General features: G+C 40.5%; 9 protein-coding genes, 1 tRNA gene and 2 rRNA genes. 3 read left to right on the top strand and 9 right to left on the bottom strand.

The window, feature by feature from the left end:
* Positions 1–259: 259 nt before the first annotated feature.
* The 3 genes from HZC31_01590 to HZC31_01600 form a co-directional block, all read right to left on the bottom strand.
* Entirely contained in the window at positions 260–1,435 is a 1,176-nt protein-coding gene (locus HZC31_01590) for a cation:proton antiporter (protein MBI5002055.1), read from the bottom strand.
* Positions 1,436–1,793: 358 nt separating this feature from the next.
* Positions 1,794–2,948, bottom strand: a complete 1,155-nt coding sequence (locus HZC31_01595; GenBank protein ID MBI5002056.1) for a PQQ-binding-like beta-propeller repeat protein — start codon at positions 2,946–2,948, stop codon at positions 1,794–1,796.
* Between the two features lie 51 nt (positions 2,949–2,999).
* A complete protein-coding gene (locus HZC31_01600) occupies positions 3,000–3,377 on the bottom strand; it encodes a hypothetical protein (protein ID MBI5002057.1) in 378 nt (125 codons plus the stop codon).
* 100 nt (positions 3,378–3,477) lie between these two features.
* Here HZC31_01600 and HZC31_01605 point away from each other — a divergent pair, with 100 nt between their 5' ends.
* Both HZC31_01605 and HZC31_01610 read left to right on the top strand, forming a co-directional pair.
* The gene (locus tag HZC31_01605; protein ID MBI5002058.1) at positions 3,478–4,449 is read left to right on the top strand and encodes a Fic family protein; all 972 of its coding nucleotides are present in this window, start codon (positions 3,478–3,480) and stop codon (positions 4,447–4,449) included.
* A gap of 67 nt (positions 4,450–4,516) precedes the next feature.
* Positions 4,517–4,939, top strand: a complete 423-nt coding sequence (locus HZC31_01610) for a hypothetical protein (protein MBI5002059.1) — start codon at positions 4,517–4,519, stop codon at positions 4,937–4,939.
* Positions 4,940–4,942: 3 nt separating this feature from the next.
* Here HZC31_01610 and HZC31_01615 read toward each other — a convergent pair whose 3' ends face one another.
* Positions 4,943–5,320 (bottom strand): hypothetical protein, encoded by a 378-nt coding sequence (locus tag HZC31_01615; protein MBI5002060.1) that lies wholly within the window; start codon positions 5,318–5,320, stop codon positions 4,943–4,945.
* A 140-nt stretch (positions 5,321–5,460) separates the two neighbouring features.
* On the opposite strand from HZC31_01615, the gene HZC31_01620 reads away from it, so the two are divergent.
* Positions 5,461–6,369, top strand: a complete 909-nt coding sequence (locus HZC31_01620) for a Fic family protein (GenBank protein MBI5002061.1) — start codon at positions 5,461–5,463, stop codon at positions 6,367–6,369.
* 116 nt (positions 6,370–6,485) lie between these two features.
* On the opposite strand, the gene HZC31_01625 is transcribed toward HZC31_01620, so the two are convergent.
* The 5 genes from HZC31_01625 to HZC31_01645 form a co-directional block, all read right to left on the bottom strand.
* Entirely contained in the window at positions 6,486–6,821 is a 336-nt protein-coding gene (locus HZC31_01625) for a hypothetical protein (GenBank protein MBI5002062.1), read from the bottom strand.
* Position 6,822: 1 nt separating this feature from the next.
* Positions 6,823–7,332, bottom strand: a complete 510-nt coding sequence (locus HZC31_01630; GenBank protein ID MBI5002063.1) for a hypothetical protein — start codon at positions 7,330–7,332, stop codon at positions 6,823–6,825.
* 290 nt (positions 7,333–7,622) lie between these two features.
* Positions 7,623–10,455: ribosomal RNA gene (locus HZC31_01635) — 23S ribosomal RNA — on the bottom strand.
* A gap of 339 nt (positions 10,456–10,794) precedes the next feature.
* Positions 10,795–10,868 (bottom strand) — tRNA-Ala (locus HZC31_01640).
* A 392-nt stretch (positions 10,869–11,260) separates the two neighbouring features.
* Positions 11,261–11,495: ribosomal RNA gene (locus tag HZC31_01645) — 16S ribosomal RNA — on the bottom strand; the annotation flags it as partial.

Consider the following 11,495-nt stretch of genomic DNA (forward strand, 5'->3'; position numbering starts at 1 on the left):
AATACAATAATTCTAGTTTCAAGAGACGCTTCGGAGACTACGTCCGAAGCGTCTCTTTCAGAGCGCAACACTCTGAAGTCGCTGCAAGAGTTATCCTTCACAACTTGAAAGCAATATTGTTAGAGATTTTCACCGGAGCCGTTCCCAAAAGAAAAATAAATACGCCGAGCTCTTCCATTTTTCACCTCAACTAAAAATGGGAAAAACTCTTATTTAAATCCTTCTGTTTGCTCTCTAATAAGTACGTTTGAAGAAGAAATCACTTCTCTCCACTATACAGCCAGTTCCTCAAAACAAGCGGAGTTATAATTGTGGTGAGCAAGCTCATTAAAACAAGAGAAACATAAATATCTTGTTTGATAAGACCCGCGTTGAGACCTATTAACGCAACGATCATCGCCACTTCTCCTCTTGGAGACATGCCCCAGCCAACAATTGATGCGTCTTTATGAGAAAATCCTTGAAGCTTTGCTGGAATGTAGCACCCTACTCCTTTTGTTGCTATCGCTATAAATGTCAACGCAATCAAAAAGCCAATTACTCCAAAGGTTAAGGCATGGAAATCAGCGAGAATACCGAGTGAAACGAAAAAGATAGACGCGAATATGATGTGCAAATATTCAGCGCCTTCCTTATAATTTTTACCATGCTGTATCATTGTTCCTTCAAGAGCCATCCCCGCGATAAAAGAACCGACAATGGCGGAAAGCCCTATAAGTTCGGAAATCATCGCGTAAAAAAACGCGAGCATCATCGCGGAAATAAAAACAAACTCTGGAAATTTGTTTGCTATTTTGCTTTTATCCACTCTTTCCAGCATCGGACTCAGATATTTTATGCCCACGTAAGAGGCGGCTGCTAAAAATAGAGCCGCTTTTATCAAAACAAAAAGCGTTGACGACCAAGAAAACGCTCCAGCGACAATTTGTGTAGAAATTGACAATGCGAGAAGGCTTAACACATCATCAATGACCGCTGCGCCTATGATCGCTTTTGCAGCCTCTGTTTGCAGCTTGCCCATTTCCTTAAGAACATTGGCGGTTATCGCGATGCTGGTTGCTGTTAATGCTGTTCCCACAAAAACAGCGCTTCCAAAGTCGTATCCGAAAAATTTTGTCAGAAAAAAGCCGCCAATCCATGGGATTATGACCCCTATTAAAGCAATGAAGGAGTATTTTACATTAAAAATGTCTTTAAGCTTAAATTCTAAACCAACGACAAAGAGCAAGATTATCGCGCCCAAATGAGCGACGCTTGCAACAAAATCAGTGTAGGTGATAAGTCCCAATAAACTTGGACCAATGATCACACCAACGATTATCTCTCCTATGACCGCTGATTGATTTATTCTTGACGCTAATAAATAGCCTGCTAACGCTACGAATAACAATAAACTCATTTGGAATTCTATTGTTGTAAATAATGTTTCTGTCATTTATTATAATACTGAAGTTTTCCACTGGTGTGAGCAAAGCGGTCACCAGTGGTACGATTATTTTAATGGTGGAAAACTTTAGTAGTCCCAAGCGACCGACCCGAGCGAAGCGAGCATGCCATCCAAGCTATTGATAGGTGGTGGTCGGTCGCTTTTGACAATTATGGAAGGGGATTATTTATTAAGTTTCTTCTAATAGTAACGGACATAATTGTGTCGTTTACTATAAAAAAACAAACTTTATATAGAAAGAAAAGCAATAACGCGCATTCAACGAGCATGAGGGGTGAGCGCATGTACTTTTTCGATGATGAAGATGAATGGTAACTGATTTTTACATTCTTATTTTTTTATTTTCTTATCCTTCTACTACAGCAATTCCACCATACAACGCGCCTTTTGTTTTATATGCCCAGACTTGTTGTCCTGTTGCCGCGGTCAGCGCATACACACTATAATCCGCTGAAGGAACATAGAGCATGTCTTCATATAAGGTGACGCTGCCAAAGATCTTTCCACCTGTCTTGAATTCCCAAACGAGCGCTCCTGTTGCTTTATTCAACGCGTAGACTTTGCTGTTTTGCGCGCCAAAATAGACGTACGCATCATCAACTGCCGCACTGCCGCTCATTTCCGCGTTGACTTGGTATTTCCAAACAAGCTTGCCATCTTTGCTGTTTACTGCGTAGAAATAGCCATCACTGCTGCCAAAATAAATAATTCCTTTCGTGTCCACTGTTGGTTGTGTTCGAATACTTTTTCCTGCCTTAAAACTCCAGACAGCGACTCCATAATCTTTGTTGATTTTGTATAACGTGCTTCCTGACGCGACATAAATCGCGTCTGTTGTGACTGCTGGCGCAGCCCAGATTTGTGTTTTATCTGTCGCGGTGAAAATCCATTTTGCAGTTTGCTTTGTGGTGTCTACCGCAACTAAATAACCCACTTTCAAATATTCATTGACAAAATACACGACGCCATCAGTGAGAACAACATCAGACTTAATGTTATTTGCAGTGTATGTCCATGTTTCTGTTCCTGAACCAACTGCGTAGGCGCCGAACGTTCCCGCGTTATCTCCTGCATAAACATAGGAACCATCTGTCGCGACACTGCCTTGTATTTTCCCTGTATCTACTTGCCATGTTTCTGTTCCATCGTCAAAATTGATCGCGTAGAGTTCGCTCGCTGTTGTTCCAACGAAAACGGTGTCGCTTGTTGTTGCTACTTTTGCTTTAATATCGCCGCCAGCATCGAATTTCCACGCAGCGCAGCCACTTGTCGCGTCTAACGCGTAGACGAAATTGTCGTTTGAACCAACGAGAACATAAAGATCGGGGGTGCTTGTGCACGCGTTTTTGAGAATGACCGCGCCTGTGAGAAAGGTATCTCCTGTTCCTCCTGTCCATTGCGCGAATGCTGTTAACGCAATGATGGAGAGAAGCGCGATAACGCCCGCTATCATGTTTTTGTTATGATTCGCGCAGCGAGATTTGTGTTTCTTTTTCTTCATTGGTTATTTTTAGAGAAGGGGGTATTTATAGTTTTCTGGACATGTGCACAATTAATGCTTTGCAATGAGACTTCTTTGTACATCTTCAATAGTGATTCCTAACCCTTCAAGAATGAGCCGTTCTACTTCAAAACAGTCTTGTGTTTCTGCTCCAAGATACAATGTATGAAAATATTCAACTGGTTGTCTTGGTTTATCTCTTTTGAAGATAACGCATGTCAGCAATTCTCCGTCTTCTTCTGCCGCACAAAAGTGATGAACTCCCTTATATTGTCGCCCTTTATTTCTTCTCAACACTTCATTTATGTTATATGCAGGAATTACTGATCGTGATTGTCCCATCGTGCTTTGTCTATCCGCATGCTCAGCGATATACCAATCTAAATTTCTTTTAAGATATTGTAAGTGAGGTGGTTTGTTGAATGGCATTCTTCTCTTAATTTTGTGCTTACTTATAAATGTTATTGTTACTTTTTCTTAGTAGTTAAATTGAGAAAAATATATAAAGAAGTGCCATGACTTTTATTTTATGGAAGCAGTTCATAAGTCTATTCAGCAGACACGCCGTTTACTTGCTACTGCGCGGACGTATGCTCTTTACTCAGACACTCTTACAGAAAGAATTTTGCGAGTCATGAATGAAGATGCGTTAACGCAATCCCACAAAATTGGAAAGGGTGATCCGAGTGCTTTAGAAAATATGCGTGCTGCTTGGGCGTATGCAAGTGATAATTTTACTGGTCGCTTAAGTCATCATTTTATTACAGAGATAGCGGGGAGGATATTTCCAGGCAATGGCTTTACATATAGGGAAGTTCGCCTTGGTCGAGAACGCCCTGGGCGACCTGCTGGAGATTTTTATGTTTATTGTCAACCCCATAAAATAGGGGAACGGATGGAAGAACTTTTAGATTATGTTGCAACGTCTCCAAACGATCCGATATTGAAGGCAGCAGATTTTCATTTTGCGTATGTGACTATCCAACCAATGAAACAAGCACACAAACGCACTGCTCGTTTCTTACAAAATCTTTATTTGCTTCATCAAGGAATTCCTCCTGCGCTTATTCCGTATGCTGAAAGAAATACTTACTATGCATTGCTTGCGGCAGCTCAAGAGGCATACAAAGATCGTGTCCCTTTTGGAAGACTTCGTTATGATTCTGTTCGATCTCCTGCGGAGCAGCATTTCCTTGAATATCTTGTCGATAAAACAAAAGCAGGCGCAGAAGAGCACAGCGCAATAGTAAAAGCGCAAAAAATGTATCGAATAGACGCAGACATCCGTGGAAGTTCCAAGAGAGGCGTTGACGCTTTGCGAAATGTTCTTAAAAGAACATTCAAAGCACAAGGGGTTATTGCAGATATCACTCCTCACTATGAAGCACAACAACTTCTTATTGTTTCTTCTGTTCCTGAAGAACTCATTATTGGTGCGCTTTACAAAAATAAGCCGGCGTATGTCAAATCTGTTACTGTTTCTGATGTTAGTAAACGGTAACTGATTTTTTTAAACTTTTTTGTCTACAATCACAACGCATATAAACATGCCTCAAACAAAAATTCTTATGGAATTCAACCCTGACGGAAGCATTAAACTTCCTGCTTCTCTCGCAAAAAAGAATGAAGAGGACAAACAACGGATGCGATCACAACGTTGCATCACTGTTTTCAAAGATTTGGTGAGTACAAAAGCTCCAAAAAAATGTATTCTTCAGATTACTTTGTCTAACGCACTTTATGATAATCGATTTATTGAAACTATTTATCGTGAGTTTAAGCAAACCGCGAGCGTTCCGTCGAAAATTCGGCAGATTGATCAGAAGAATTTTGAAGTGGAAATTGGAACTGATTTCAGACGTTGCAGTGATTGCACTTCTTTATTGAACAGCTATCGTGAATTTTTAGATGGAAATCTTATTGAAAAGAAAGGAAATTGCACATTTGAGGGAAGAAGAAATACCTTTTGTGAAGAAGATTGTTTTGAGTGAACATTATTCAATGTTTAATGCTCTCATAATCTTATCTAGTTTTTCATGCACCAAATCCATATTTTCAGAAGATTGGTGTGATCTCATATTTGGGCCATGGTCTTTTTTCTTGAAACAATCACTACAATACACTGGTTTGTTCCCTGTTGGTTTAAATGGAACTTCACATCTTTGGTGACAGGAATCACACGTGACTGTATGTCGTTCAAATTTTCTCTCTCTGTCATCTTCTCTTCGTTCGGATCTTGGACTAAATCTCTCCGAATTTTCAGATGATGATCTATCTCCATTTCTGCTGCGGAATCTGCTTTCTCCTCGGTCTTCTCTCTTAGAATTCCTTCCGCCAAACTGTCTTCTTTTTCCAGGACTAAAATCTTTCATATTATGAAAGAGGGCGGGGTGTCTTATAAATGTTATCGCTTTCTACATCTCTGTAGTGTTCCAGAATTCGATTATACGCGCTTTAGTTTATTGTCCACAAAATAAAAAGATTTATATATAATGTGGACAATAGTTCTGTTATGGCCTATGTTGATAAGATAAAATCTGGCAAAAGGCTGTTTTATTATCTTGGAAAGACTATTCGTATTGGAGAAAACGAATGGAAGAAAATACGAATCAAGCTTGGTGAAAAAGAGCCTACACGAGAAGAAATTGGGCAGAAACTCAAAGAGCTTAAGCTTGAGGAGTATGGTATTTACAACAGTGATTACCTTGATGCCAATAAACTGGAAATAATTGATGATTTCAAAGAGGTTTTCAATCATCATCGTAAAACCATACCCAAAACCATTGTTGAGAAGGAAGAAGCAGATTTTTTAATACGATTTACTTATAACTCAAACGCAATCGAGGGGAATAGATTAACATTACGAGATACGTATTTGATTATCAAAGAAAAGCAGATCCCATCAGGCGCTCCACCAAAAGATTATAACGAAGCTATCAATGGGAGAGAAGCATTTGCGTTTATCAAAGAATACAAAGGAAAGTTAACTATTGAGTTTCTGGAAAAACTAAACAACATATTAACACAAAACACAGGAGTGGTCTATCCTGGAAGAGTGCGCTTTTTTCCTGTTAAAATTGAAGGCGCAGATCATATTCCTCCTGAGTCAGAGAAAGTACGTCCACTCTTAAGAAAAATGATTCAATTTTATTATGATTCTAAGCGTAAAATCCATCCCTTTGTTTTGGCTTGTTTGATTCATGCACAATTTGTAGAAATACATCCGTTTGAGGATGGCAATGGGAGAACAGGAAGGGCGTTAATGAACTGGATTTTAATGCAAGCAGGATATCCAAAAGTGTTTATCCCTGTAAAAGTAAGGCAAAAATACTATGAGGCAATAGATTTACATAATAAAAAAGAAGTTAAAGGATATTGTGAAAAGATGTTTGACGTTGTGATGGATCAGTTTACGCTGTAGTGTTGTCCACTTATTAGTTATAGTTATTATATTTGTGGACAATATATATTTTACTCACTTACCTGTTTGGCAATTATTCAAGATAAAGAAAGATTATTTTGCTTAATGTTTAAACCTCAAAACGTATATGGTGCTTTCCAAATAAAAATCCCAATTCCTGTGAAAATAAATCCAAGTATTTTGAAAAGGGAGCTTATTTCATATCCTGTAAATGCAAACCCTAAGAAAAGGAGGATGACTCCTAAAATCGTAAGCCCAATTCCTATTCGATCCCACTGTTTGTGCTCTTCTGCTGTCCATTTTTTGTTAAGGTAAGGACACCATCCGCAGGTTTTACAAAATGCTTTGAATCTTCCTGCTTTGCCAGAATATTGTCGTATAACAAATAGATTATCCAAATCTTCTGACCCACATTTTGGACACACTTTTTTGATGAGACCTTCTTCTGACATTTTAAGACCTCAAGGACTGTCTCTTTTTTCCACAGTAAATGAAAAACATTCCCTCGAGAACAATTACTATTCCTACAAATAATCCTTCATCCATAAAAATAATAACTACTCCAAAAAGGACTGAGAGAGCACCAAAAATTATCGCAAAAAAAGCATATCCTTTTCCAAAGGTCATATCCATTTGTTCAATCTCTTCACTTTTTCCTTTGTTTTTTATTTTTGCAGGTACTTTCTTACTGTCTTTCTCTTCCACTTCAATGTAAAACTGTCCTTCATAGCCACATGCGTTGCACTTCTTGCCAATTGAAGCACCATACGCTATACCTGCTCTGTTTGTAAAATTATTTTCTATTTTCTCTGAACCACATTTTGGGCAGATCTGCTGATATTTTTCCTTCTCTTTTTTAGAGAATAAGTTTTCAGTAATTTTTTTAAGACTTTCTTTTTTTAATACTAATAGAAAAAGAGTGAAAAAGAAAATAACGAGCATAACAAATTCTGTGTTCGGCATGAGCGTGTATATGTTGCGTAGTATTAAAAATTATCCATAGCTCTCGCTACAACCTATCAATTTCTTAGAATTATAGCTTTATTTTCTATTTATTGAAATCATCAAAACATAGTGCTTACGCAAATATGTATTAAAATGAAGCAATAAAAAAAAGAAAAAAAAGACCATGCATAGTTACGTTCAACGTAACCTTCACCAGCGGTTAAGCCAGTAAAGAGAACACACACAAAAATGAAGAAGGTTTGAACTATTGGTACACGCACGCTAAGCACCTCGTCACCTTAGTGCGCACACGCCGTGCCCATCAACCGATTCTTCTAATCGCGTTCAAAATATCTCTTTTTGCGGATGGCTTCGTACTTAGATGCTTTCAGTACTTATCCATTATGGCGTAGCTGCCCTGCCTGCCTTGTCAGACAACAGGTTGACCAGTGGCCACGATTCTTCGTTCCTCTCGTACTAGAAGATTCTTCCCCTCAGATATTTTTGCACTTCCAGTAGATATTAAACAAACTGTCTCACAACGTTCTGAACCCAGCTCACGATCCCTATTAATGGGTGAACACCCCCACCCTTGGTCGCTTCTGCACGACCAGGATAGGAAGAGCCGACAGCGATGTAGCAAGCCGCACCGTCGATAAGAGCTCTCGGGTGCGACGACTCTGTTATCCCCGGAGTAACTTTTCCGTCGTTTCTAGGCCCCATCAAGAAGCCATAGAAGTTCGCTAGACCAAACTTTCGTTTTTGGTTTCCGTGTTAGTAGGAAATCAATCAGGCAAGCTTATGCTCTTGCACTCTACGACCGATTTCTGACCGGTCTGAGCTTACCTTTGGGCCCTACTGATATGCTTTCAGCAGGGTGCCACCCCAGCCAAACTGTCCGCCTATAGTTGTTCATATAACAATATGTAAGCAACGTAAATCCCGTTGGATGGTGTTTCATTGGCGTCTATTTCTACCCTAGCGAGTAAAACATAACGACTCCCATCTACGCTGTACAACAAAACTCACGTCGCAGCTATAAGCTACAGTAAAGTTTCACGGGGTCTTCACTTCCCACTGGAAGTCTCTGGCCTTTGCACCAGAAGAATGTGTTCGGAGGTTTCCAACTAGGGACAGTGGCGATCTCGTTACGTCATTCATGCAGGCCGTCAATCAAACGGCAAGGCATTTCGCTACCTTAAGAGAGTTATAGTTACCCCCGCCGTTTACCAGTTCTTAGCCCGGTTGAACCCGAGTTTGAAGTGCTGGCACTGGGCAGACGTCACATTCTGTACACACCTTTACAGGCTAGCAGAGTGCTAAGTTTTTGTTAAACAGTCGGACCGCCTTAGTTATTGTATCCTGCTGTTACATCCATACGGACATTACAGCAGGAACCCCTTATACCGAAGGCACAGGGCCAATTTGCCGAGTTCCCTTAATTGGATTACACCTGCACACTTTAGGTTTCTCACCTAGGGGCACCAGTGTTGGTTCTGGGTACGAATATTGTTGATCTATTTCCATTCCCTTTTCAAGGGCGTAAGGCATCAGTAACACCCCCCATAAGGGAGCTGTTCTCGACGTTAATCACGTTCTCATCATAATGATACTCCCGTGATTTGCATTGATTAACATGTACGACAGTACATGATTACCTAGCCCACCGCGTCAGTAATGGAACTTGTGTTGCCACATATACAACAATAGTATCGGACTATTAACCGATTTCCCTTTCCCGTACATTGAGTTACAAGTACAGTTAGGATCGACTAACCCTTGACTGATGTACATTGTCAAGGAACCCTTGCCCTTTCAGCGACAGTGATTCTCACACTGCTTTGATCCTACTACCACCGGGATTTTTATTTCTTCAGCGGTGCACAAATCTTTTCAGACTTGCTTCTACCCACTGAGAACACCTTACCTACCGCACTGCACTCATGTGCATGCCTTTAGTCTCGGTAGCTAATTTAGCCCCGTCCATTTTCCAGGCCTATACACTTGACGAGTAAGCTGTTACGCACTTATTATAGGATGGCTGCTTCTAAGCCAACCTCCTCGCTGTCTACGTGTATAGACACTTTTCACCCTTTCACACTTAATTAGCATTTAGGGACCTTAACTAAAGTCTGGGTTGTTCCCCTCTCGCGACTCAAGCTTACCCCGATCGCCGTCTCCTGGACGCGTTGATGTTGCAGCATTCAGAGTTGGACAAAGATCCGAGAGATTTCTCCCCCTAAGACCTTAATCCGTGCCTTTACCATCGCAACTATCTTGTCCAAGGCTTGACGCACGCCAACTTTGGTAGGAACCAGCTATCACTAAGTTCGATAGGCTTTTCACCCCTAAACCTGAGTTAGAAAAACACTTGCACGTAGAACTTCTGCAGGCCTCCACAGGGTTTTACCCCCACTTCACCCTACTCTGGATTAGATCACTTAGCTTCGGGTCAATCCCATATGACTATTTGGCAGATTAGTACCATACGCCTCGTTGCCTGCGCGTATATTGCTTTCGCTATGGGTCCGTGTTGAAAAACACTTACCCTCGCCATACAAGAAAACTCCCCGGCCCGTTATTCAAAACGGACGTTAGAACCCCGAAGGGCCCGTAACATTCTATAACTAGTAGGTTTAAGGATCTTTTCACACTCTGTTAAGAGTTCTTTTCAGCTTTCCCTCGCGGTACTCGTTCACTATCGGACTTAACACGTATTTAATGTTAGAGGTTGATACCCCCATATTCCTGTTAGGTATCCAGCTAACAGTACTCTAGGTACCTTTACTCCCTCTGTTCCTTACTCTACGGGACTTTCACCCTTTATCGTGCTGCTTTCCAGCAGACTTCGAGTCGGTTCAGCGAGATAAAAAAAGGCCTAAACACCACATCTCCTATATCTTTCAATACAGGATTCAGTTTGCTTTATGCTGCGTTCGATCGCCTTTACTAACAGCATCTCAATTGATTTCTTTTCCTGCAGGTACTAAGACGCTTCAGTTCCCTGCGTTCCCCATCCTTACGGATCTACTGTGAAGTCACATTCGGATATCTCTGGGTCAAAGGCTACATGCACCTCGCCAGAGCATTTCGTTGCTTGTCACGTCCTTCATCAGCGGTTAAGCCAAGCCATCCACCTACTAGCGTAGCGGATCTTCATTTCGCTTCAATTTTTAGGATTGAAACTTATTGTGTGCATTCTTATGCATGGTCTCATGAATATGACACAAAGCTTTTGTTGTCGAAACAACATCATACTTCAACCAAACTATCGGCATTGCTTAAGTGTCGATAATTACCATTTGTAATAAATGATTGTGAACAAAATTTGAAAAATCTTTTTTCAAATTCTTTTGTGATAATAAAATGGACCAGGCTGGGATTCGACCGAACGCAGTGAGCGTCGCACAAAAAATCCGCAGATTTTTTTGTGTGTTCAAATCCCGACTAGGATTCACTTTATTTTCTTATGACGATAAATGGACCCGCCGGGATTTGAACCCGGGGCCCCCGGTGTGCAAGACCGGTGCTCTACCAGGCTGAGCTACAGGCCCATCTGAACTTGCACTATTTTTATTATGCTCTGCTGGGCAAAGCATGCCTGGTGTTGAAGGTGAAATGTAAAATATTTCACCGATATGAAAATAAAAAAGAGCCAATAATACCTTTTTCCAAATGTTTTTGAATTTGTTCAATTCATTTTCTTATTTTTCTTTCATAATAAATACATGCGTTTGTGTTATAGGACTTTTGCTTGGCGATTGTTTTACGTTGCTAGGCAACATAAACACGCACCAGTAAAAGCTTTTACACAATTCATCTCATTATTATTAAAATTATTTTCAAACTTATTTTACAACAAGCAAAAACAATTTCATTAGAAAAATACATTTCGAATCGAAGATTCGTAATGCTTTACAAAATTCTTTAGAATTTTGAAAAGAAAAAGGAGGTGATCCAGCCGCAGGTTCCCCTACGGCTACCTTGTGACGACTTAACCCTCCTCGCTGAGCTTAGATTTGAATTAGTTAAAAACTAAGCCTCATCTAAACCCTACTCGGGTGGTTTGACGGGCGGTGTGTGCAAGGAGCAGGGACATATTCACCAGACGATGATAACGTCTGATTACTAGGGATTCCAACGTCATGAGGGTGGGTTGCAACCCTCAATCTGAACTTGGA

Source organism: Candidatus Woesearchaeota archaeon, from assembly GCA_016214075.1.
Classification (GTDB): Archaea; Nanobdellota; Nanobdellia; order Woesearchaeales; family DSVV01; genus JACRPI01.